This window comes from Fusobacterium varium (genome assembly GCA_021531615.1).
Taxonomy (GTDB): domain Bacteria; phylum Fusobacteriota; class Fusobacteriia; order Fusobacteriales; family Fusobacteriaceae; genus Fusobacterium_A; species Fusobacterium_A varium_C.
Window position 1 is genome coordinate 58,524 of record JADYUE010000005.1, and the last position, 24,912, is coordinate 83,435.

23 protein-coding genes are annotated in these 24,912 nt (G+C 29.7%); 8 read left to right on the plus strand and 15 right to left on the minus strand.

Annotated elements, in window-relative coordinates; genetic code table 11:
• Positions 1-85 precede the first annotated feature (85 nt).
• Positions 86-1,264 (minus strand): ROK family transcriptional regulator, encoded by a 1,179-nt coding sequence (locus I6E31_03695; protein MCF2639076.1) that lies wholly within the window; start codon positions 1,262-1,264, stop codon positions 86-88.
• A gap of 183 nt (positions 1,265-1,447) precedes the next feature.
• On the opposite strand from I6E31_03695, the gene I6E31_03700 reads away from it, so the two are divergent.
• Genes I6E31_03700 through galE form a run of 3 tightly spaced genes read left to right on the plus strand, consistent with a single transcriptional unit; the run spans position 1,448 to position 5,195 of the window.
• The gene (locus I6E31_03700) at positions 1,448-2,623 is read left to right on the plus strand and encodes a galactokinase (GenBank protein ID MCF2639077.1); all 1,176 of its coding nucleotides are present in this window, start codon (positions 1,448-1,450) and stop codon (positions 2,621-2,623) included.
• Positions 2,623-4,149 (plus strand): UDP-glucose--hexose-1-phosphate uridylyltransferase, encoded by a 1,527-nt coding sequence (gene galT, locus I6E31_03705; GenBank protein MCF2639078.1) that lies wholly within the window; start codon positions 2,623-2,625, stop codon positions 4,147-4,149. The genes I6E31_03700 and galT overlap by 1 nt, the downstream gene beginning before the upstream one ends.
• 56 nt (positions 4,150-4,205) lie before the next feature.
• Complete coding sequence (galE, locus tag I6E31_03710) at positions 4,206-5,195, plus strand: UDP-glucose 4-epimerase GalE (GenBank protein MCF2639079.1); 990 nt, start codon at positions 4,206-4,208, stop codon at positions 5,193-5,195.
• Between the two features lie 47 nt (positions 5,196-5,242).
• Here galE and I6E31_03715 read toward each other — a convergent pair whose 3' ends face one another.
• The 14 genes from I6E31_03715 to I6E31_03780 form a co-directional block, all read right to left on the minus strand.
• Positions 5,243-5,956, minus strand: a complete 714-nt coding sequence (locus tag I6E31_03715) for an MgtC/SapB family protein (protein ID MCF2639080.1) — start codon at positions 5,954-5,956, stop codon at positions 5,243-5,245.
• Positions 5,957-6,037: 81 nt separating this feature from the next.
• The gene (locus I6E31_03720) at positions 6,038-6,592 is read right to left on the minus strand and encodes a LemA family protein (GenBank protein MCF2639081.1); all 555 of its coding nucleotides are present in this window, start codon (positions 6,590-6,592) and stop codon (positions 6,038-6,040) included.
• 16 nt (positions 6,593-6,608) lie between these two features.
• Positions 6,609-8,108, minus strand: a complete 1,500-nt coding sequence (locus I6E31_03725; GenBank protein ID MCF2639082.1) for a carboxypeptidase M32 — start codon at positions 8,106-8,108, stop codon at positions 6,609-6,611.
• A 5-nt stretch (positions 8,109-8,113) separates the two neighbouring features.
• Positions 8,114-8,584 (minus strand): thermonuclease family protein, encoded by a 471-nt coding sequence (locus I6E31_03730; protein MCF2639083.1) that lies wholly within the window; start codon positions 8,582-8,584, stop codon positions 8,114-8,116.
• A 126-nt stretch (positions 8,585-8,710) separates the two neighbouring features.
• Positions 8,711-9,568 (minus strand): MBL fold metallo-hydrolase, encoded by an 858-nt coding sequence (locus tag I6E31_03735; GenBank protein ID MCF2639084.1) that lies wholly within the window; start codon positions 9,566-9,568, stop codon positions 8,711-8,713.
• A 77-nt stretch (positions 9,569-9,645) separates the two neighbouring features.
• The gene (locus I6E31_03740; protein MCF2639085.1) at positions 9,646-10,959 is read right to left on the minus strand and encodes a sodium-dependent transporter; all 1,314 of its coding nucleotides are present in this window, start codon (positions 10,957-10,959) and stop codon (positions 9,646-9,648) included.
• Between the two features lie 60 nt (positions 10,960-11,019).
• The gene (locus tag I6E31_03745; GenBank protein ID MCF2639086.1) at positions 11,020-12,729 is read right to left on the minus strand and encodes a proline--tRNA ligase; all 1,710 of its coding nucleotides are present in this window, start codon (positions 12,727-12,729) and stop codon (positions 11,020-11,022) included.
• Between the two features lie 60 nt (positions 12,730-12,789).
• Positions 12,790-14,850, minus strand: a complete 2,061-nt coding sequence (recG, locus tag I6E31_03750) for an ATP-dependent DNA helicase RecG (GenBank protein ID MCF2639087.1) — start codon at positions 14,848-14,850, stop codon at positions 12,790-12,792.
• A 65-nt stretch (positions 14,851-14,915) separates the two neighbouring features.
• Positions 14,916-15,665, minus strand: coding sequence for a YebC/PmpR family DNA-binding transcriptional regulator (locus I6E31_03755; protein MCF2639088.1), 750 nt, complete (start codon positions 15,663-15,665; stop codon positions 14,916-14,918).
• 57 nt (positions 15,666-15,722) lie between these two features.
• Positions 15,723-16,277: a 5-formyltetrahydrofolate cyclo-ligase gene (locus tag I6E31_03760; protein MCF2639089.1), complete on the minus strand. Its 555-nt coding sequence runs from the start codon at positions 16,275-16,277 to the stop codon at positions 15,723-15,725.
• Entirely contained in the window at positions 16,258-16,869 is a 612-nt protein-coding gene (locus tag I6E31_03765) for a uracil-DNA glycosylase (protein MCF2639090.1), read from the minus strand. The genes I6E31_03760 and I6E31_03765 overlap by 20 nt, the downstream gene beginning before the upstream one ends.
• A gap of 10 nt (positions 16,870-16,879) precedes the next feature.
• Positions 16,880-17,659, minus strand: coding sequence for an MBL fold metallo-hydrolase (locus I6E31_03770; GenBank protein MCF2639091.1), 780 nt, complete (start codon positions 17,657-17,659; stop codon positions 16,880-16,882).
• 150 nt (positions 17,660-17,809) lie between these two features.
• Positions 17,810-19,297, minus strand: coding sequence for a glutathione ABC transporter substrate-binding protein (locus I6E31_03775; GenBank protein MCF2639092.1), 1,488 nt, complete (start codon positions 19,295-19,297; stop codon positions 17,810-17,812).
• A gap of 151 nt (positions 19,298-19,448) precedes the next feature.
• Positions 19,449-20,489 (minus strand): aminotransferase class I/II-fold pyridoxal phosphate-dependent enzyme, encoded by a 1,041-nt coding sequence (locus tag I6E31_03780; GenBank protein ID MCF2639093.1) that lies wholly within the window; start codon positions 20,487-20,489, stop codon positions 19,449-19,451.
• Between the two features lie 171 nt (positions 20,490-20,660).
• Between I6E31_03780 and I6E31_03785 the strand changes: the two genes are divergently transcribed.
• The 5 genes from I6E31_03785 to I6E31_03805 form a co-directional block, all read left to right on the plus strand.
• Positions 20,661-21,350 (plus strand): GntR family transcriptional regulator, encoded by a 690-nt coding sequence (locus tag I6E31_03785; protein MCF2639094.1) that lies wholly within the window; start codon positions 20,661-20,663, stop codon positions 21,348-21,350.
• A 159-nt stretch (positions 21,351-21,509) separates the two neighbouring features.
• Positions 21,510-22,382 carry a sugar ABC transporter permease gene (locus tag I6E31_03790; protein ID MCF2639095.1) on the plus strand — a complete coding sequence of 291 codons (873 nt, stop codon included), beginning with the start codon at positions 21,510-21,512 and terminating at the stop codon, positions 22,380-22,382.
• The gene (locus I6E31_03795) at positions 22,382-23,191 is read left to right on the plus strand and encodes a carbohydrate ABC transporter permease (protein ID MCF2639096.1); all 810 of its coding nucleotides are present in this window, start codon (positions 22,382-22,384) and stop codon (positions 23,189-23,191) included. The genes I6E31_03790 and I6E31_03795 overlap by 1 nt, the downstream gene beginning before the upstream one ends.
• A 47-nt stretch (positions 23,192-23,238) precedes the next feature.
• Positions 23,239-24,540 carry an ABC transporter substrate-binding protein gene (locus tag I6E31_03800; protein ID MCF2639097.1) on the plus strand — a complete coding sequence of 434 codons (1,302 nt, stop codon included), beginning with the start codon at positions 23,239-23,241 and terminating at the stop codon, positions 24,538-24,540.
• Between the two features lie 20 nt (positions 24,541-24,560).
• Positions 24,561-24,912 (plus strand): ATP-binding cassette domain-containing protein (locus I6E31_03805; GenBank protein ID MCF2639098.1); only part of this gene is annotated, 352 nt, incomplete at its 3' end.

Consider the following 24,912-nt stretch of genomic DNA (forward strand, 5'->3'; position numbering starts at 1 on the left):
CTCCTAAAATTTATTTTTTATCAATATATTTTACCTTACTTTATAATAATTTACAAGTTTTTTCCTTTGCTTCCTTTATATATTTCTACTCTTCATCCATCTCTTTAAAAATTTTATAACTTACAACTGCCAATGGAGCTATCTCATAAATATTTTTACAAAATTCAGATCTTTTTATCTCATAATATTGTTCATCTAATGTAAATTTTTTTATCTCATTTACTAAAGTTTCAAAGAGAAATCTATTTTGAAATATCTCTCCAAACAAAACTATTTTCTCTGGATTTATTACTGATATAATTCCATCTATTGCATTAGCTATCATATGAATAGCCTCTAATACAATATTAAAAGTTAACATATCCTTTTCAGCAACACCTTTTAAAACATCATTTATAGTTAAAACTCCTTTTTCTACTAAGGTGTTTTTTAAACTACTATAATTATTTAATTTTATTTGAGAAGTTATTTTCTTTATTATTGCCACATTGGAAACCTCTGTTTCTAAGCACCCTTTTTTCCCGCATGAACATTTTTCTGGACTATTTCTTCTTACAACCATATGTCCTAATTCTCCAGAAATAGAACCATATCCATGATAGGGAGCATCATTTAAAAATATACTTCCCCCTACTCCATCTCCTATATTCATCACTACAAAGTTTTGATTTTCCTTACATGAACCAAATATCTTTTCAGTTAATGCCATAGCTCTAACATCATTTTCAACAAAAACTTTTACTTTAAATTTTCCCTCTAACCTTCTCTTTAAATTTATATTTTTCCAATTATAATGTGGAGAAAATATAGATATACCATTTTCACTATCAACCATTCCATTCATTACTACAGATATTGTACTTATATCACTATTCTTTTTTATCTCTCTCTCAATAAGTTTTTCTGTAAGTTCTAAAATACTATGCTCCTTTTCTGGCAATCTTTTTTTCAAAGAATACTTTTGAGTTTTTAAAATTTTACCATCTATATCTCCAGTAACTATTTGAATAAATCTTGGAGCTAGCGATACACCTAAGATAACCCCTATTTTTTTCTTATTAATTTTAATAATTACTGGACGCCTTCCACCAGTTGAAATCCCTTCACTTATCTCTTCTATTATTCCACTTTCAAGAAATTTATTTATTATCTTTCCTACTCCTGCAGGAGTAATCTCCAATTTTTTTGCTAGCTCTGCCCTTGAAGTTCCATTACTATTTTTTATAAGTTCTAATGTTTTTATCTTTATACTATTCTTCCTCATTTTTTCCCCTTTTAGATGAATTTCTTTTATACTATATTATACTATATTTTCACTTTTTTCTCAAAACTTATTTTACTTAGTTTAATAAGAAGAGGTGTTTTTATTTAAAAAATCTTGTGAAAATATAAATATAAGTTATACTTATATCAGACATAGTTAACTAAAAAATAGTGGAGGTAAAAAATGATAAAAGGTTTAATTGAAGATTTTAAAGCTTTGTATAAATATGAAGGAGAAGTAAAAGTATTCTTTTCTCCTGGAAGAGTAAATTTAATTGGAGAGCATACAGATTATAATGGTGGATTTGTATTTCCATGTGCTTTAGACTTTGGTACATATGCTGTTGCAGTTAAAAGAAATGACAATATTTTTAGAATGTACTCTAAAAACTTTGAAAATCTAGGAATAATAGAATTTTCATTAGACAGATTAATTAACGAACCTCAAGATGACTGGGCTAACTATCCAAAAGGAGTTATTAAAACTTTCTTAGAAGCAGGATTTAATATAAATAGTGGTTTTGATGTATTATTCTATGGAAATATTCCTAATGGTGCAGGACTTTCTTCTTCAGCATCTATTGAACTTGCTACTTCTGTTATACTAAAAGATCTATTTAATCTTGATATAGATATGGTAAGCATGGTTAAACTTTCTCAAAAAGCTGAAAACAAATTTATCGGTGTAAATTGTGGAATTATGGATCAATTTGCTATTGGAATGGGTAAAAAAGATAATGCTATTCTTTTAGATTGTAACACTTTAAACTATCAATATGCCCCTGTTGTTTTAAATGGAGCATCAATTGTTATTGCAAATACAAATAAAAAGAGAGGACTAGCAGATTCTAAATACAATGAAAGAAGAGGATCTTGTGAAGCTGCTGTAAAAGTTTTAAATGAAAATGGAATAGATATAAAATACCTTGGAGAACTTTCTGTTGAAAAATTCAATGAAATAAAACATCTAATCACTGATGAAGAACAATTAAAAAGAGCTACACATGCAGTTACTGAAAATGAAAGAACAAAAGTTGCTGTTGAAAAATTAAATGCTGGGGATATTGAAGCTTTTGGACAATTAATGAACCAATCTCATATCTCTCTTAGAGATGACTATGAAGTTACTGGATTTGAACTAGACTCATTAGTTGAAGCAGCATGGGAAGCTGAAGGAGTTATCGGAGCTCGTATGACTGGAGCTGGATTTGGTGGATGTACTGTAAGTATAGTTAAAGATGAATTTATAGAATCATTTAAAAAATCAGTTGGAGAAAAATACACAGCTAAAACTGGTTTAGTTGCTGATTTCTATGTTGCTAAAATTGGAGATGGAAGTAGAAAGTTAGGTGATTTTTAATGAGTATAAATATATATGAAGAAGTAGGAATGCTACTTAAATTTGGATTAGAGAATAATCTTATTGGTAAATATGATGCTGTTATATCTAGAAATGAAATTATGCATCTTTTAAAACTTGAAGATTGGGAAAATATAGATCTATCTAATAGAGAAGTTCCTAAATATCCAAATGAAATACTAGAAAATATTTGTAAATGGGCTATTGAAAATAATATTATTGAAGATAGTATAGTTGTTAAAGATCTTTTTGATACTGAAATTATGGGAAAATTAACTCCTACTGCTACTCAAATAATAGATAGATTCCATTCACTTAGTGAAAAAGAAGGAGTAGAAGCCGCTACTAATGATTACTACTCTTTTGCACAAAAAACAAATTATATAAGAACTGATAGAATAGCTAAAAATATGCACTGGTTCTCTAATACTGAGTATGGAGATATGGAGATAACAGTAAATCTTTCTAAACCTGAAAAAGATCCTAGAGATATAGCAAAAGAAAGATTACTTCCACCTTCTGCATATCCTAAATGCCTTCTTTGTTATGAAAATGTAGGTTATGCTGGAAGATTCAATCACCCTGCAAGACAAAATCATAGAGTTATTCCATTTGATCTAGCTGGTGAAGAATGGTTCTTACAATATTCTCCTTATGTTTACTACAATGAACATGCTATTGTTTTTGCTGGTGAACATAGACCTATGAAGATAAATAGAGATGCTTTTAATAGAATTACAACTTTTGTTGAAAAACTACCTCACTATTTCTTAGGTTCAAATGCTGATCTACCTATAGTTGGAGGATCTATTTTAAGCCATGATCACTATCAAGGTGGACACCATGAGTTCCCAATGGCAAAATCTCCTGTAGAAACTAAACTTGTTTTTAAAGGTTTTGAAGATGTTGAAGCTGGAATTGTTAAATGGCCTATGTCTGTTATTAGAATAAAAAGTGTTGACAGAGCTAGATTAGTTGATCTTGCTGTTAAAATTTTAGATGCTTGGAGAGAATATAGTGATGAATCTCTAGGAATTTTAGCTCACTCTGAAGATACTCCTCACAATACTGTTACTCCTATTGGAAGAAGAAGAGGAGATAAATTTGAACTTGATTTAGTTTTAAGAAACAATAGAACAGATGAAGAAAATCCACTTGGAATTTTCCATCCTCATGCAGATGTTCACAATATTAAAAAAGAAAATATTGGACTTATTGAAGTTATGGGACTTGCAGTTCTTCCTGGAAGATTAAAAGAGGAATTAGAAATCTTAGGAAGATACATGGTTGCAGATGATTATGCAGAAAAAATCAAAAATGATGCTAAAGTTGAAAAACATCTAGCTTGGGCTGAAAAAGTTTATAATAAATATTCTGATATCAACAGTGATAATGTTGAAAAAATATTAAAAGATGAAGTTGGAGTTACTTTCTCTAGAGTTTTAGAAGATGCTGGAGTTTATAAAAGAGATGCTGAAGGAAAAAATGGATTCCTTAGATTTATAGAAAAAGTAAATTCTCTTTAATATCTCTTTAAATTAATGTATAATAATAGAAAATAGATATTTCTAGGAGGTCAAAAATGGCAATTTTAGTTTGTGGTGGAGCTGGATATATTGGAAGTCACGTTACAAGAGCCCTTATAGACAGTGGAGAAGATGTAATTGTATTAGATAATCTTCAAACTGGACATGTTGATGCTGTACATGAAAAAGCAAAACTTGTACTTGGAGATTTAAGAGATGACGAATTTATGGAGAGAGTTTTCTCTGAAAATAAAATAGATGGTGTTATTGATTTTGCTGCTTTCTCATTAGTTGGTGAAAGTGTTAGCGAACCTTTAAAATACTTTGAAAATAACTTCTATGGAACTCTTTGCTTACTTAAAGCTATGAGAAAACATAATGTTAACAAAATAGTATTCTCATCAACAGCAGCAACTTATGGAGAACCTGAAAATATTCCTATTCTTGAAACTGATAAAACTTTCCCTACTAACCCATATGGAGAAAGTAAATTAGCAGTTGAAAAAATGTTAAAATGGTGTGATAAGGCTTATGGTATAAAATATACTGCTCTTAGATATTTCAATGTTGCTGGAGCTCATCCAGAAGGAAATATTGGAGAAGATCATGATCCTGAAAGTCACTTAATCCCTATTATTCTTCAAGTTGCTCTAGGAAAAAGAGAACACATAGGAATATTTGGAGATGACTATCCTACTGAAGATGGTACTTGTATAAGAGACTATATTCATGTTATGGACTTAGCTGATGCTCATATTCTTGCTTTAAAAAGATTAAATAATGGTGGAGATAGTGCTATTTTCAACTTAGGAAATGGTGAAGGATTCTCTGTTAAACAAGTTATTGAAGTTGCTAGAAAGGTAACTGGACATGCAATACCAGCAGTTGTTTCTCCTAGAAGAGCTGGAGACCCTGCTAAACTTGTTGCTACTTCTGCAAAAGCTATGAAAGAATTAAATTGGACACCTAAATTTGATTCTTTAGATAAGATTATAGAAACTGCTTGGAACTGGCATAAAAACCATCCTAATGGATATGAAGATTAATAATTTTAGAGGCTGTTTAAATTAACAGCCCCTTTTTTTATACTTATTTATTTTAATATTGTTATAGATATTACCTCTTTAGTCTTATAAAATTCTGAAGTTAAATCTAAAAGATTATATTGTTTTGGAATAATCAAAGTATATACTACCCTATTATTCTCTTGAGATTTTTGCATTGATCTTACTCTTATATCAAACATTTTAAATATATCATTAGTTTTAGAATAATAAATTCCATTTTCTAAATCTCCTAAATATTCAACTTCTATCTTAGATATGATTTTTTCATCTATAAATCTTCTCTCAACAGCTTTTAAAGTTACCAATACAATTAATACAACTACCCCTGCTATAAATGTCATTGAATAGAATCCCCAACCAATTCCTAATCCTATACAACCAGTTACCCAGATAGATGCTGCTGTTGTTAAACCACCAATAGTTCCCTTATCTCTCATTATAGTTCCTGCACCTAAAAATCCTATTCCACTAACAACTTGGGCCCCTATTCTCCCTAAATCTGTCTTTATAACTTGAGCTGCTACTCCATTTGTTACAGCAAATTTAACTATCTCTATTCTTAAACAATCTTGTATCATTGATACAACAGTAGCTCCCAAGCAAACTAATATATGTGTTCTAAACCCTGCTGGTCTATTATTGTGTCCTCTCTCATATCCAATCATTCCACCAATTAAAACTGACATTGCAATTCTAATAATAATCTCTCTAGCTGTTAATTCAACTGCAAAACTATTCATCCATCTCTCCTTAAAAATAAAAGATGATTAAAATTAAAAAAGTATAATCTTTTCTATTCTAACCATCTCTTAATAAATATTTTAATCAAATTTTACCTTAGGGGCTTCATTAGCTCCCTCTGTAGCTTTAAATAATGGTTCTTCTCTAAAATTAAATATTCCTGCAAAAATGCTACCTGGTATCATTTTTATACTTTGATTGTATGATGTAACAGTATCATTATAAAACTGTCTTGCAAAACCTATTTTACTCTCTATATCTTTTAATTCCTTTTGAAGTTCTAAAAAATTTACATTTGCTTTCAAATCTGGATACTGCTCTGAAACAACCATTAATCTACTTAATAGTCCTGATATCTCTCCATTGGCAGCCATTTTTTCATCTACTGTTCCTGCTGACATATAACGTGTTCTTGCAGAGGTAACCTTTTCTAAAGTTTCCTTTTCATGTGTTGCATACCCTTTTACTGTTTCCACTAAATTTGGAATAAGATCCAATCTTTTTTGAAGTTGAACCTCTATCTGACTCCAAGAATTTTTTACCCTTTCATGAAGTTTTACAAATCTATTTTGATAAGAAATTGTAATTATAATCAGCAATATAATAATTCCAAGAATAACACTAAGCATAATCATATTTAATCACTTCCCCTTAATCTAAATTGTATATTTTAGAGTATTTTTCTTTTAAATAATCAATATAGTATTTAGGTTCAAGATCCTCTCCTGTTATCTCTTTTATAAGTTCAGCAGTTCCTCTCAATTTACCATAAACATGGATTCTATCTCTTAACCAACCTTTTATTCTATCCATTTTTCCATCTCTCAATAGTTGATCTACATCCATATCCTCTTTCATTTTATGATATAGTTGAGCAGCATAAACACTTCCTAAAGCATATGATGGGAAATATCCTATCATTCCACCTGCCCAGTGTACATCTTGTAATGCTCCCTCACTATCAGTTTCAGGAACTACTCCTAAATACTCTTCCATCTTCTTATTCCAAATCTCTGGAAGTTTATCTATATCTAATTCTCCATTAATGATTCCCTTTTCTATCTCATATCTTACCATTATATGCAGTGAATAAGTAAGCTCATCTGCCTCTGTTCTTATAAGTGATGGTTCAACTTTATTTACCCCTCTATATAACTCGTTTATATCTATCTCTTTTAATGCTGGGAAGTTTTCAATTCCATTTTTATAGATTCCTTCCCAGAAAGCTAAGCTTCTTCCAAGGATATTTTCATAGAATCTAGATTGTGACTCATGTATTCCCATAGAACCACCAGATGCAAGTATTGTTCCTTGTAGATCATCCCCTATCTGTTGTTCATAGATTCCATGTCCACTTTCATGGATAACACTAAAAATACTAGAGAAAGGTTGATCTTCAATAAATTTTGTTGTCATTCTAACATCATTTTTATCTATATTCATAGTAAAAGGATGTTCACTTTCAGCTAAAACTCCTCTATCAAAGTCAAATCCTAAATATGATGCTAAATATTTATTAAACTTTCTTTGAGTTTCAATATCTACCTTTTTAGATAAAAATTCAAAATCATTTTTTACCTTACTCTCTTTTACTTTCTTCAATAGTGGTACAATCTCTTCTCTTAAACTTTTAAAGAACTTATCTAATTTTTTAGTGTCCATTCCCTTTTCGTACTCATTAAGAAGAACATCGTAAATGTTTTTTTCATCTTTCATTTGATATTTTGCAAATTTAATATTATATTCAAATATTTTTTTCAAATCATCTTTAAATAGATTGAAATCATTTTTATTTTTAGCTTCTTCCCATACCCCTTGGCTTCTAGCTACAAGTTTTGAATACTCTTCATACTCTTTAGGTGGTATTTTTTTCATTTTCTCTATCTCTTCTGTTATATCCTCTATCTCTTTTCTTTGGATATCATCAAGCTTTTCCTTTTTTTCACTTAATTTTTCAACTAATTTAATAAATTCCTCAGAAGTCATTAAGTTATAGCTTTTCATACTCAAATAACCAAATACATCAGCTATTAACTCCTTTCCCTTCTTAGGAGCTGTTGTCTCTAAATCCCATTGTAAAATCTCAAGTGATGCATCTATAAGTTTTTTCTCTTTTATAATTTCTTCAAATTTTTTTAATTTTTTCTTCATAAATATCAGTCCTCTCTTCTATGTTTCATTCTATATTCTCTAGGGTTCTCTGGATTTCTATCTCTCCATAACCCCAATTTTTCCTCTTGAGCCTTTTTAAAAGCTTTTTTATATGCTTTTTCTCTCTTAGCATGATACTCATAGAACCAAGCATTTCCAGTAGCTATCATCTCTAAGTTCATATCTTTGCTCTTATAAAAAACTTTTCCAACTTTTCTTCCATATTTATCTTCATCCATCACTTTTATATCTACTTTTTTATTAAGAATTCTATCTTCTAGATATTTTTTTGAAATCTCTCCATACCTCTGTTTTAACTCTGGAGCATCTATTCCATACATTCTAACTCTTATCTTTTTGCTCCCAGATCTTATTACTAAAGTATCTCCATCAGCTACATCTATTACCTGCCCACTTATAGCCATTGAAGTTAAGCTTAAAATAAATATATAGATTAAAAATAAAATTTTTCTCATACATCTCTCCCTTTAAAAAAATCTTATCTACATTATACTTTATTTTTCTCTATATTCCTACTCTGTTTTTTTATAAAAAAATTACACCCTCTATCTCAATTATCAAGACTTTAGGTGTAATCTATTCTAAATTAATATCTCCATATCCTCTTGGGAAATAACAAATCCCTTTTCCTCTACACTTTTTCTTATATCTTCATTAGATAAAACCATATTTGTATGGTTAAAATGTGTAAAAACTATCTTTTCAGAAGGAAGTTTATTATCTTCAATGTATTTTAAAGTTTCTTCAATAGTTGGATGAGGTATCTCATTCAGATCTCTTCCTCTAACTTTTCCAATCTCCTCTTTAGTATAAAAAGTAGCATCAACTATTACTTTTTTACACTCATTTATCAGTTTATTTAGATCCTCTTCAAATCCATTCCAACGATCTATATCAGGAACAAAGAATATCTTCTCTTCTCCTTTAACTAAAAATCCATAAGTATCTGCATACTCATTTCTATGAACAACTTCTATTGGTGTAACCTCTATTCCATCATCTAAAACAAAAGGAACTCTGTTTTTAAATTCAATAATCTCTATATTATCCAGTTTTATAAGCTGATTCCATGGAGCATTATTTTTTAAAAATTCTCCCATTTTACTACTTACAAAAATTTTTAATTTCTTTGTATTTAAAGCTTCTCTTCCTAACATCATAAGTCCTGTATAATGTCCAATATGAGCATGAGTAAGAATTATTCCCTCTAACTTCTCCCCTTTTTCAATATCTATCAATTTTCTATATTGCTTTGAAAATTCTGGAGTTGCTTCAATCATAAATTTTTTTCCTGTTTTTTCATTAATTATCCCTAAAGAAACTGGATATTCTTCTTTTCTCTCTCCTCTATATATTTCACTACAAATTTTGCAATTGCACCCTAGTTGAGGTATTCCTGCATCTTGTGCTATACCTAAAAATTTTATTTTTACCCTCATCTTCTTTCCCACCTTTTTATAAAAAATTTAATAAAAAAGAGCTGAAGAAATCAATAATTTACAACAGCTCTAAAATATTACCCTATACTTCCATATACTAATCCTAAAACTATTATTGCTGCTGTTCCTGGAATAAATATATATCTTCCAAGCCATAAAATTAAAGCTCCTGCTTTAACTGAACTCCCCTTGTTTATCTCATCAATTACCCTTTGTTTATCTACATAGTAGAAATAAACTCCTAAACCTATTACTGCTCCTAATGGAATTAAAATAATTGACACAAAATCAGCAAATTTACCAAACCAATTCATATTTAAATCTAAAAATAATCCTATTATACATGCTACACTTCCCACTATTATCGCTGCTTTTATTCTACTTATTTTATATCTATCCATTATAGCCTCAACTGGCACTTCAAGCTGATTAATAGCTGATGATAAAGCTGCAAATATTACACTAAGGAAGAATAATCCCCCTAATATTTGCCCACCAGGAATATTTGAGAATATTGCAGGTATTGTTATAAATAATAGTGCTGGTCCTGATCCTGCATCAAGTCCAAATGAAAACGCTGCTGGAATAATTATAAACCCTGCCATTAGAGCTGCAGTCGTATCTAAAAAACAAGTTTGAACTACACTTGCTGGAATCTCTACATCATCACCTAAATAGCTTCCATATACTAAAAGAGCTGATCCACTTAATCCCACTGTAAAAAATGCTTGTCCTAGAGCCATTATCCATGTCATTGGATCCTCTAACATGCTCCATTTAGGTTGAAGTAAAAATTTAACTCCATCTATTGCATTTGGAAGAGTTAAAGATCTAACCATCAATCCTAAAAACAGTACAAACATCAATGGCATTATTATTTTATTAAGTTTTTCTATCCCCTTTACCACTCCAAAAGATATTACTACTACACTTAATACAACCCCTAAAATATGCCATGGAATTGAGGCTGCTTGTCCTGCTATACTTCCAAAATATGCTCCATATTCAACACCATTAATAGCTCCTGTTAAATAAGAGAAAAAGTATCTTATAACCCAACCAAAAACTATAACATAAAAAGTAAATACTCCTGCTACTGATATTATCGGTATAATTGGCAATAAATTTTTACAAGGAATATTTATATCTTTTAATATTTCACTTAATCCAAAAATTCCTCTTTTCATCATTCTTCCAAATGATATCTCTCCAACTAATCCTACAACAGCAAATAGAGCTACAAATATAAAATATGGTATTAAAAATGCTGCTCCCCCATACTTTCCAAGTTTCCAAGAGAACAACCAAATATTTCCTAGTCCAATAGCAGCTCCTACACATGAAAGCATAAATCCTATCTTATTTGTAAAACTTTCTCTTTTTTCCCCCATCATCTCTCCTTTCTAACATAAAAGGGCAGGCGGAGAAATCCTACCTACCCTTTTTTAAAATTAGTATTTTTTCATTAATTCTCTTACTTTTGCTACTACTTCATCTTTAGAAACTTCTAATGTTTCTCCTGTTCTTCTTATTTTTAATTCAACAATTCCCTCTCCAGCTTTTTTACCTGAAACAACTTTAAATGGGAATCCAATAAGATCTGCATCCTTAAATTTGAATCCAGGTCTTTCATCTCTATCATCTATCATTGAGTCTATTCCATCAGCTAATAAAGCATTGTAAATCTCTTCAGCAACTTTTACTTGATCTTCATTTTTTATATTAGCTGGAATAACATCAACTACATATGGAGCTAATGCTGTTGGCCATATAATTCCAAATTCATCGTTATTTTGTTCAATAGCAGATGCTAAAGTTCTTGATACTCCAATTCCATAGCATCCCATTATCATAACTTTACTTTCTCCCTTATCATCTAGATAAGTTGCATTTAATGCTTGAGAGTATTTAGTTCCTAATTTGAATATATGTCCTACTTCTATTCCTCTTGCACTATGAAGTTTTCCTCCACATCTTGGGCAAGTTTCTCCAGGTTTTACAGTTTTTACATCAGCAACTATATCAGCTGTATAATCTCTTCCATAATTTACATTGATATAGTGAGTATCTAATTTATTTCCACCTGCTGTATGGTTATTGATTTTTGTTACTTCCTCATCAGCTAGTACTTTTATATCTTTTAATTCTATTCCATAAGGTCCGATGAATCCTTTTATTAATCCATGTTTTTCAAGTTCTTCATCTGTAAGTAAAGCTACATCTACTGCATTGATTACATTTCTTAATTTAGTTTCGTTTACTTCATAATCTCCTCTAATTAAAACCATGTATACTTGATCTGTTCCCATATCTCTATACATCATAGCTTTTACAGTTTTACTATAAGGGATATTTAAGTAATTTACTATATCATCAATTTTTGATACATTTGGTGTATCTATAAGCTCAGCAGCTTTTAACTCTTCAACTGGTGCTGGTTCTACTTTACTTGTTGCAGTTTCTACGTTAGCTGCATATTCACATGAATCACAATAGATAATTTCATCTTCTCCAGAATCTGCAAGAACATGGAATTCTTGTGATCCACTTCCACCAATTGCTCCTGAGTCTGCCTCAACTGGTCTGAATTTTAATCCACATCTTGAGAATATTCTTGAATATGCATCTCTCATATTTAAGAATTCTTCATCTAGTGATTCTTGAGATGTATGGAAAGAGTAAGCATCTTTCATTACAAATTCTCTTCCTCTCATAAGTCCAAATCTTGGTCTTATTTCATCTCTGAATTTTGTTTGAATTTGATATAGATTTAATGGTAATGATTTATATGAAGAGATCTCATTTCTTATAAGGTCTGTTATTACCTCTTCATGTGTTGGTCCTAATACGAAATCTCTCTTATTTCTATCTTGTAGTTTCATCATAAGAGGTCCCATAACTTCCCATCTTCCACTTTCTTTCCAAAGCTCAGCTGGTTGAAGAACTGGCATTAATATCTCTTGAGCTCCTGCTCTATCCATTTCCTCTCTTACTATGTTTTCAACTTTCTTTAAAGCCTTATATCCTAATGGAAGATAAGTATATACTCCACTAGTTAATTTTTTAATCATTGATGCTCTTAAAAGAAGCTTGTGACTTGCTGTTTCTGCTTCTTTAGGAGTTTCTTTAAGTGTTTTTATAAAACTCTTACTAAATCTCATTTTTCCCTCCACAATTTTTCGTTATTTACTCCATATTCTACCATATTTTCATTTTCTTTCCTAGTTTTCTTTAAATTTTTCTTCAATATCATATTTTAAATATGGATTTTCTATTTTTCCTCTATTTTCTTTGAGATAATCTACACATATCTCTTTAACTAATTTTATGGTTTTTATATCATGAACTATATCAGTAAATTTCAAATCACTAAATCCACTTTGTTTTGTTCCAAATATCTCTCCAGATTTTCTAAGTTTCAGATCTTCCTCAGCTATTTTAAATCCATCTTGAGTTTCTTCCATTATCTGCAATCTCGCTTTAGAAGTTGCATTCTCTGTCTTTGAAACTAGAAAACAGTATGATTGATACTCTCCTCTTCCTACTCTTCCTCTCAATTGATGCAAAGCTGAAAGTCCAAAACGTTCTGAGTTATTAATTACCATTATTGTAGCATTAGGCACATCCACTCCAACTTCTATTACTGTTGTAGAAACAAGTATATCTAATTCTTTGTTTTTAAATCTTTTCATTACCTCATCTTTTTCAGAGTTTTTCATTCTTCCATGAAGAACTCCTATTTTATACATTGGAAGTTTTTTATTTACCTCTTCATAAAGTTCCTCTGTAGACTTAGCAGCTAATTTTTCACTTTCCTCTATTAGAGGGGCTATAAAATAAGCTTGTCTCCCTTGAGAAAGTTTTTTTCCAATAAAATCATACATAATATCACTATCTTCATCATTGGATATCCACTTAGTTTTTATTGGTTTTCTTCCAGGTGGTAACTCATCTATAACCGAAACATCTAGATCACCATATATACTTAAAGCTAAAGATCTAGGAATAGGAGTTGCACTCATTACTACTAAATTTGCTAAAACTCCCTTATCTCTTAAAAGCTTTCTCTGTACTACTCCAAATCTATGTTGTTCATCTATTATAATCAATCCCAATTTTTTAAAGTAGACATTTTTCTCTATTAGTGCATGTGTTCCTATTACAATATCAACATTTCCCTCTTTTATATCATTTAAAAGTTTCTCTTTTGTCTTCCCTTTAAAACTTCCAGTAAGAAGTTCCACTCTTACACCAAGTTTTTCAAATTTCTCTTTTACCGATAAAAAATGTTGCACTGCCAATATCTCTGTTGGAGCCATCAATACCCCTTGATAAGAGTTTTCCACCATATATAATAACAAAATCATTGAAACAATAGTCTTTCCACTTCCTACATCACCTTGTACAAGTCTATTTACTATTCTTCCATTAGAAAGATCTTTATATATCTCGGTTATAACTTTTTTTTGAGCTTTTGTTAAACTAAAACTTAAACTTTCTAGATATTGTTTCACTAAAGTTTTCTTATCTTCTAAAGTATACTTGCTTTTATTCTCATTATCTATTTCAAATCTTTTTTGCAGAATCCCCATTTCTAGTACTAATAACTCTTCTATTGCAAATCTTCTTTTAGCTTCTTCTATACTTTTGCTATTTTTAGGAAAATGTATATCTGTTAAAGCTTCTTCTCTACTTAATATCTTGTATTTTTTCAATATACTCTCTGGAATATTTTCTAAAAATAGTTGTTTTTTACTTTTTACTGCTTCTTTTATTAATCTTCTAAAACTATTTTGAGGCAGATCCTTACTTGTGCTATAAATAGGTAGTATCTCTCCTTCGCTAATCTTTCTTTGATTGCTACTTAATTTAAACTCTGGATTTACCATTTGAAAAACATACCCTCTTTTTACTTGACCAATAAAGATATATTCCTCTCCTAATTTTAAAGTTTTTCTTAAATATGGCATTTGAAACCATACTATCTCTATTATTCCTGTTCCATCAGTAGCTGTTGCCTTTACCATTTTTACACCAGAATGTGTAGGTGGTGCAACTATTTTCATTAAAGAAGCTTTTAAAACTACATACTCATCTCCACGTAGTTCATTTATTTTCATAATATTAGTTCTATCATCATAAGATCTTGGGAAATAGTAAAACAGGTCATATAGAGATTTTATTCCTAAACTTCTCAACTTTTTTATATTTTTTTCATCAAAATACTTTATCTCTACATCTTCAAGAGAATTATATATATTCATATACTCTTCTTTTAACATACCTGCTCACCTCTCTCTGTATATAAATTATCCCCTTTATAGAGATAAAGGGGATACAAATTTTATTAATCTAATTGTTCTAATAATTCTTCTGGAATATCAAAGTTTGCATAAACTTCTTGAACATCATCTAAATCATCAAGTGCATCATATAGAACCATTACTTTTTTAGCTGTTTCTAAATCTGTAATTTCTACTTTATTTTCTGGATTCATAGCTATTTCTGCTTCTTCATAATTGTATCCAGCAGCTTTTAAGTTTTCTAAAACAGTTTGGAACTCTGTATAATCAGTGATTACTTCAAATACATCTCCTTCATCTGATACATCTTCTGCACCAGCTTCAAGAGCTGCCATCATAAATTCATCAGCATCTAATCCTTCAGATTTTACAGTGATTACTCCTTGTTTTTTGAACATCCATGATACAGCACCATCTGTTCCTAGGTTTCCACCTTTTCTTGTGAAAGCTGTTCTTATTTCTGAAGCTGATCTATTTTTGTTATCAGTAACTACATCTACTATGAAAGCTGTTCCAGCTGGACCATACCCTTCATATCTCATTTCCATGTAGTCTACACCTTCTAATTCTCCAGTTCCTTTTTTAATAGCTCTTTCTAATATATCTTTAGGCATATTTCCTGCTTTTGCTTTTTCTATTGCTAATCTAAGTCTTGGGTTAAATCCTGGATCCCCTCCACCTTCTTTAGCTGCTATTGTAAGCTCTCTTCCTAATTTAGTAAATAAGCTAGCTCTCTTTCTATCTTGTGCACCTTTTCTATGTTGGATATTATTCCACTTACTATGTCCTGCCACGACAACCTCCTAATTCTTCTTAATAATATAAAATTTTACCATATGATCAAATATTTTTCAATATTTCTTAATTCTTATGATATTATTTTTTGTAACTATCTCATCTATTTTTTCATCATGTTCTTCTACTTCTAAATTATCTATAATCTGAAATTCATAAGCTAAAGATATTTTTCTTGCTCTAGGATATAGTTTTAAAAATCTATCATAATAGCCTCTTCCATATCCTATTCTATTTCCTTCTATATCAAAAACTACTCCTGGAACTATAATCAAATCTATATCACCATTATATATTTCTCCAACTGGTTCTTTTATTCCAAAAGAGTTATCTATTTTAAATTCTCCTGTATATTCAATAGCTTTTATTATCTCTCTATCTAACATCTTAGGTAGTAAAAGTTTTTTCCCACAAGAGATTATATAATCATTAATTTTCTCTGTATCAATCTCATTTTGAAAACTCATATAACTCATTATTACTTTTGCACTTTCAAAAATCTTACTATCTATAATTTTATTATAGATGAGCTCACTATCTTCTGCTACTTGCTCTTTTGTTAAATTTAATCGTAATTTTTTTATTCTATCTCTAGTTTTCCTCTTCTCCAACATTTTTTTCTATCTCCTGTTTAAGAAGTTTTAAATCTCCCCAAAAATCAAGTGCTACTTTTGATTTTTTCCCACTATCATTTCTTGATTTTTTTACAAAGTTTACATCATAAGTAAGAAGAAGTTTTATTCCGCCTATCCATGGAATAATTTTCCCTCTCTCTTCTCCTATTTTTACATCTCTATTTAATAATACTCTAGCTACTTCAGGTCCTAGAGCAACAACTATTTCAGGTTTAATTAAAGCTATCTGCATATCAATTATCTCTTTTAATTGCTCTTGCTCTTCTTCCATATACTCTCTGTATTTACACTCTTTTTTAGCTAAAGTTGTTATATAATACTCATCAGGATATATCCCCTCAATATCACATAATTTTATTAAAAACTCTCCACTTGAACCTGAAGCTACTTTTAACTCTTCATTTTGATACAAGTCTGGATCATCACCTATAAACAAAATCGAAGCTTCTCTATTTCCACTTCCTATTAAAAGCTTCATATCAGTTTTTTCACCATAATTTGTTCCTAATCCACCAACTTCAAATTCAATTGTTTTCCAAAGATCATTAATCTCTTCATTATTAATCATAATTTTCTCCTTATAGCTCAAATAGATCTGTTACTCTATCTTGTAGAGCTACTTCAAAATTTAAATTAATCTTATTATCTATTAGTTCTTCCTCTAAAGTTCTTCTAGCTAGGTCATAATTATTACTATCTTTACTTATATGAGCTAAATAAACTTTTTTTAATCTATCACTATACATCTCTTTTATAAATTTAGCTGCATCATTATTTGAAAGGTGTCCATTTCTACCTTTTACCCTAGCTTTTAAATCCCATGGATAGTTACAAGTCATCAACATATTATAGTCATAGTTTGATTCTATTATCATAATGTCTATATCTTTAAAGTTTTCTCTCACTATATTACTTACATATCCTATATCTGTTGAAATTGCTATTCTTTTTCCACATTCACTTTCAATCCTATAACCTACTGTTCTTTCTGCATCGTGCATCACATCAAAAGGTAAAACTTTCAATGAATTTTTTAGTAAAAAGCTTTCATTTTGAATAATTTTCAGGTTTTTTTCAGCTATCTTTCCCAGTTTTTTCTCTCCAGCACTATAACTTTCAGGAGTAATATATATAGGAATATCAAATTTTCTAGAGATAATTCCTGCTCCTTGTATATGATCTGAATGCTCATGAGTGATTAAAAGAGCATCTATATCTCCTAAGTTTTCATTTATGGTACTTAATTTTTCCTCTATTTTTTTACAACTGAATCCAGCATCAACTAAAAGTTTTACTCCATTACTTTCTACAAATATTGAGTTTCCTCCACTTCCACTTCCTAATATCGAAACTTTCATCTTTTTTCCCTTCTATTTAAAATAATTACTAATACAATAATTATATCTTAAAAACCTTATTAATACAACTTTTATCTACATTAGAAATTTCAAAAAACAAAAACTGCACCTTAAAATAAGATGCAGTTCTATTTTTAAATTAAATTTTAATTATTCTTTACTTACTGGATATAATTTATGTTGATTTTCAAGATCTAGTTCAAATCCTTTTATATTTTTTTGAATTCCAGCATTATTATCTGGCCATACTAATGGAATTAAAGGTACTTCGTCCATTATAATAGCTTGAGCTTCTTTATAAGCAGCTTCTCTTTCTTCAGGTACAGTTGATTCTCTACCTTTATCTAAGCATTCATCAACTTTTGCATTTGTATACCACATTCTATTTCCAGCACTTCCATGGTTTTTAGAATGGAATACTGCATACATAGCTGAGTCTCCATCTGGACTTGGTGTCCATCCTAATAAGAACATATCATGCTCTCTGTTAGCTAATCTATCTAAGTAAGCTCCCCATTCAAGTAATTCTATTTCAACATCAATTCCAATTTGTTTTAATTGGTCTTGTAAAATAACAGCTGTATCTTTTCTTACATTGTTGTTATTTGTCCAAATTTTTGCTTTAAATCCATTTGGATATCCAGCTTGAGCTAATAATTCTTTAGCTTTAGCTATATCTTGTTTACGAACTTTTAAGTCTTTATTGTGTCCAAATACTGCTGGAGCTACTGGTGAACTAGCTGGAGTTGCTGCTCCTAAGTATATAGCATCTACCATACTTTGTAAATCTATTGCGTAAGCTATTGCTTGTCTAACTTCTTTCTTATCAAATGGTGGTTTTGTAGTATTAAATCCTACATAATTCATTGTTAAAGCTGGCTTTTGAAGAAGTTTTAAATCAGGATGGTTTCTTACCATATCATGATCCATAGCTTCTATATCAACAGCAATATCTACCTCTTTAGTTTCAAGAGCTATTGTTCTGTTTGTTCCTTCTGGAATAGTTCTAAATATTAAAGTATCAATAGCTGGTTTACCTTGATAATAATCTGGGTTAGCTTTTAAAACTATTCTATCTCCAGATGCCCAAGATTCAAATTTAAATGGTCCAGTTCCTACTGGATGTTGTCCATAGCTTTTTCCAGCTTCTGTTACAGCTTTTTCACTTAGTATTCCTGCACCATAGTGAGCAAGATATCCTACTAATGGTCCAAAAGGTTTTTTAGTAGTAATTCTTACAGTTTCATCATCTACTGCTTCGATCTTATCTACATCAACAAAAAAGCTCATCATACTAGGATCATTTTTTACTTTTATAAGACTAAATACAACGTCTTTAACAGTTAAAGGATCTCCATTATGGAATTTAACTCCTTTTCTTATTTTTAAATCTAATGTCAATGGATCTACTTGTGTCCAACTTTCAGCTAATCCTGGAACTAGTTTTGTTCCTTCTCTAGCTACTAAATTATCATAAATTTGTAAAGTTACTCTATGAGATGGCACATCATTAGAAGCAGCTGGATCTAGTGTCTTAGCATCTGCTCCTTGTGCTACAATTACTGTAGTTTCAGCATGAAGTACAGTTGAGAAAAGTGCTACTAACATAAATAAAAATGTAAAAAATCTTTTTTTCATATATTGTTACCCTCCCCTATTATTATTGTATAATAAAATTATACAACATTTTTCACATAAATCAAATATTTTTTACGAAAATTAATCATTTTATTTTAAAATAGATCTAATTATTTTTATTTATATTATTTTTGAAAATATTTTTTCCAAATTATAAATATTTCTTTGATAACACTTCAATATCTTTTATTAATTCTTCTACATCCTCTTTTTTAGTTGCCCATGAAGTCACAAAACGGATAACAGATGTTTTATCATCTACTTTTTCCCAAAATTCATATCTATATTTTTTTCCTAACTCTTCAATCATTGTATTTGGAAGAATAGGAAACTGTTGATTTGTATAAGAATCTGTTTTTAAATCTATATTTTGTGCCAAACAAGCTCTTTTTATCATCATTGCCATTTCATTAGAGTGGCTTCCAACTTCTTCATATCTATTTCCACTAAATAACTCTTTAAACTGCACTCCTAATAATCTTCCCTTTGCTAAAGTAGCTCCTCTTTGTTTTGTAATATGTATAAAATTATGTTGTCTTAACTCTTTATTTATTAAAACTAATGCTTCTCCAAAAAGTAAACCACACTTTGTTCCTCCTAGATAAAAAGCATCTGTATATTTAGCATAATCTTCTAATGCTATATCATTTTTCTCTGAAGTAAGTGCTGATGCCATTCTCGCTCCATCTAAATACAGATATAGTCCAGCTTCTTTACAATAATCAGATAGAGATTTTAACTCTTCTTTACTATATATTGTTCCAATCTCTGTTGGGTTTGAAATATATACCATTTTAGGTTGTACCATATGAAAATCCATATGTAACTCTACCATTTTTTTTGCTGATTCTACATCTAATTTACCATTTTCAGTAGGTATCTCAATTACCTTATGTCCAGTAGCCTCAATAGCTCCAGCTTCATGTACACTTATATGTCCTGTTGTAGGTGCTATTACTGCTTCATGTGGTCTAAGTGAATGAGCTATCGCCAATAGATTTGTTTGTGTTCCTCCAACCAATAATCTTATATAACAATCATCACATTTTATCTTCTCTTTTATTGTTGCTATTGCCTCAGCAGTATATTCATCATCACCATATCCAACTGTTTGCTCCATATTTGTTTTTAATAAAGCTTCCATTATATATGGTAATGCTCCTTCACTATAATCATTTTTGAAACTTATCATTATTAATCTCCTCCCTTGTTTTTTTATTAGCTTTAATAAAAGTATAAAGAATTTTTATTTTTTTGTAAAGAGTATTTTCTATCGTTAAAAGCATAAAAATATTTTATTTCCAATAGTTTTTTTTTGGTTTTTATAGTAAAATAGTAGTAGGCTATTTTTAGGGGGATATAAATGAACTTAGTAAATATTAGTAAACATAAAAATGAAAATAATAGAGCTTATACTTATAGAGTATTAAAAGAGAATATTATGAGACTAAATCTAAAACCAGGGGAGAGTATTAGTGAAATTGAACTTAGTGAGGCATTAAATGTAAGTAGAACTCCTGTTAGAGAAGCTATTGTAAAACTATCAGAAGAAAAATTAGTTGATGTTTTTCCTCAAAGAGGTTCTTTCGTTTCTAAAATAAATCTTAATTTAGTTGAGGAAGCTGTATTTTTAAGAGAGCTTTGTGAAAAAAAGATTTTAGAAATTGCATGTAAGGATCCTGTTTCTGATAACCTAATCAATGAATTAGAAAAAAATATTGAATATCAAAAAATTGTTATAAATTTCAATAGAGATCTTCATGAGTTTTTTGATTTGGATAACTATTTTCATACTTTAATCTTTGATTATTATAATAAAAAAAACGTTTGGAAAGTTATACAAAGACTTGCTACTCACTATGATAGATTGCGTTTAATAGATGCTTTAGAAAAGATAAATCTTGAAACTACAGTTAAACAGCATATTGAAATTGTAAATCTTATAAAAGAAAAGAATAGTCGAAAAGTTAATTACCTTGTTAGTAAACATCTTTTTAATTTTAAAGAGGTTATTAATAAGTTTATGGAAAAATATCCAGAATACTTCTCATAATCAATTACCACCATTTATTTGGTGGTTTTTTATTTTTTACCTATTGTAAAAGAGTTGTAAAATTCCTTAAAACTGTGTAAAGAAATTTTATTTTAATTAAAAAGTAGTATACACTAAAAATGTAAATAAAAAATGTTTAAATTTTAACAGGAGGATTTTATGAATTTTTACAAAAATGAAAAGACTGGGTTACTCTTTTCATTACCATCTTTAATTATTGCATTTCTCTTTTCTATTTATCCATTAATAAAAACTTTTATTTATGCTTTCTCTTTTACTGATGAAAAAGGAAAAATAGTAGAACTTGCAGGATTTGAAAACTTTGCTGAACTTTTTACTGATCCAAGCTTTTATTTAAGTATCTTTGCTACATTTAAGTTTGCAATAATAACTGTATTTTTCAGTATTACAATTGCTCTTTTCCTAGCAATTTTATGTAATGAAAAAATAAAAGGTATTGGATTTTTTAGAACTATTTTCTCTTCTAGTCTTGGAGTTTCAATCTCTGCTTCTGCATCAATAGTTCTATTTATGTTCCATCCTAGCTTAGGAGTTATCAATGAGATTATTAAGTTCTTTGGTGGTGTACCATTAAACTGGTTAACAGATTCAAAATATGCACTAATAACAGTTGCTATCTCAACAATTTGGATGAATATTGGTTTTGGATTCCTAGTTCTTACAGCTGGTCTTCAAAATATAAGTACAGATATTGATGAAAGTTGTGCTATTGATGGAGCTAGTTATTTTAATAAACTTTTTAAAGTGACTCTTCCTCTATTGAGTCCAAGTATCTTCTATCTAACTATAACTACTACACTAAAAGCCTTCCAAGGTTTCGGACAAGTGGACATATTAACTGGTGGAGGTCCTAACAATGCCACTAACTTCTTAGTATATAGCATCTATAAAACAGCTTTCTCTAGTTATAGATTTGATTACGCTAGTGTACAAGGGGTAATCCTCTTAATCATTATAATTGCTATTATGCTATTTAAATCTAAGTTGGAAAAGAAGGTGCATTATCAATAATGAAAAAAAACAATATATTAACATATTTTCTGCTTTTAGTTTCATCATTTATAATATTTTTCCCACTTATCTATGCTCTTTTAGCAAGTTTTATGCCTACAATAGATATAGTAACTGGAAAGATAATTCCTAGCTCAATAGATTTAAAAAACTATAGAGAGCTTATTAAAATATTCCCTATGGGGAAATTCTTCACAAACAGCTTGATCACATCAATAGCTGGAATGGTGAGCCAAGTAATAATTTGTAGTATGACTGCCTATGCACTTGTTTTTGTAGATTTTAAAAACAAAAAGCTAGTATTCTTAGTAGTTATGCTATCTATGTTTATCCCTTGGGAAGCTATATTTGTTCCAAACTATATTACAATTTTAAAGGCTGGACTTATCAATACAAGAATAGCTATTATACTTCCATTTCTAGCTAATGGACTTGGAACATTCTTAATGATACAACAATTTAAAACTTTAAATAAATCACTTATTGAAGCTGCTCAAATAGATGGATGCTCTCACTTCTTTATATATAGTAAGATTGTTATGTCTCTATCAAAAGGAGTTTTGAGCACTTGGGGAATTTATTCTTTCCTAGCTATGTGGAATATGTATCTATGGCCTTTAATGGTTTCAACTAGACCAGAATCACGTACAATTCAAATTGGATTAAAGATGCTGAAATCTGAAGAAGAAACAAACTTTGGTAGATTGATGGCAGGGGTTATATTAGTAATTATCCCATCTCTTATCATCCTATTCTTAGGACAAAAACAGTTACAAAAAGGACTTACTTCAGGAGCAACAAAAGAATAAAAAATTAAAATATTAATAAAAATATAAAAGTTTATAGGAGGAAAAAAATGAATTTTAAAAAATTAGCAGTATTATCTTTAGGAGCAATGATGTCAATTTCAACTTTTGCAAAGGAGAATATCATATTCTGGCATGCAATGTCTGGGGAAGGACAAAAAACACTTGAAAAAATAGTAAATGATTATAACAATTCTCAAGATGAAGTACATGTAGATGCAATATTCCAAGGATCTTATGAAGAAGCTATTGTAAAATTTAAAGCTGTTGCTGGTACAAAAGAAGCTCCTAACCTAGTTCAAATGAATGATATTTCTACATCTTTTATGTATAGAAGTGGAGCTATTATTCCAATGAGTAACTTTATAGAAAAAGATAGCAACTTTGATGAAAATAAACTAGAAGATGTTCTACTAAACTATTATAGAATCAATAATAAACTATACTCTATGCCTTTTAACTCATCTACTGCAATTTTACTTTACAATAAAGATGCTTTTAAAGAGGTTGGATTAGATCCAGAAAAAGCTCCTACAAGTTATAAAGAGATAGAAGATTTCTCAAGAAAACTTGTTAAGAAAAATTCTAATAATGTTGTTGATAGATATGGTTTCTCTATAATCTCTTATGCTTGGTTTATTGAACAACTATTAGCAAATGATAACTCTTTATATGTAGATGAAGAAAATGGAAGAAATGGAAATAACCCTACAAAAGTAGCTTATGATAATCAATTACCTGTTATCTTAAATTGGATGCAAAGTATGAATAAAGAGAAACTAGCTATAAACTATGGTAGAGATTGGGATTCAACTAGAAGTGCTTTCAGTTCTGGTAAAGTAACTATGTACTTAGATTCATCAGCTGGACTTACAAATATAATTCAAAACTCTAAATTTGAAGTAGGAACTGCTTTTATTCCTAATGAAAGTGGAAAATTTAATGGAAGTGTTATAGGTGGAGCTTCTTTATGGATAACTGATTCTAAAAATTCTGCTAAAGATAACGCTGCATGGGATTTTGTTAAATATGCTGTTTCTAAAGATGTTCAAGCTTTCTGGTCATCTAATACAGGTTATTTCCCAGTTAACAAAGAATCTTATGATACTCCTTTAATGAAAGAAACTATGGAAAAAATGCCTCAATTTAAAGTAATTGTTGATGAACTAAAAGCAACTAATAAAAATACTGCTACTCAAGGTGCTATTCTTGGAGTATTCCCAGATGTAAGAGAAAAAATGGTTGAAACTATGGAAGCTGTTTCTGAAGGTAAGGATGGACAAAAAGCTGCTGATGATGTAATAAAAGCTTCAAATAGAATAATTTCAAGATATAACAGAATCAATAAATAGTTCAAAGTTTTGGAGGAAAAATGGCAAAGGTAGTTTTAAAAAAAGTTGAAAAACAATACCCTAACGGCTTTAAAGCTGTACATGGTATTGATTTAGAAATAAAAGATGGAGAATTTATGGTTTTTGTTGGTCCTTCTGGTTGTGCTAAATCTACTACTCTTAGAATGGTAGCTGGACTTGAAGAGATTACTGGAGGAGAAATTTGGATAGGAGATAAATTAGTTAATGATCTTCCACCAAAAGATAGAGGTATTGCAATGGTTTTCCAAAACTATGCTCTATACCCTCATATGACAGTTTATGACAATATGGCATTTGGATTAAAAATGGCTAAAACTCCAAAAGATGAAATAGATAGAAGAGTTAGAGAGG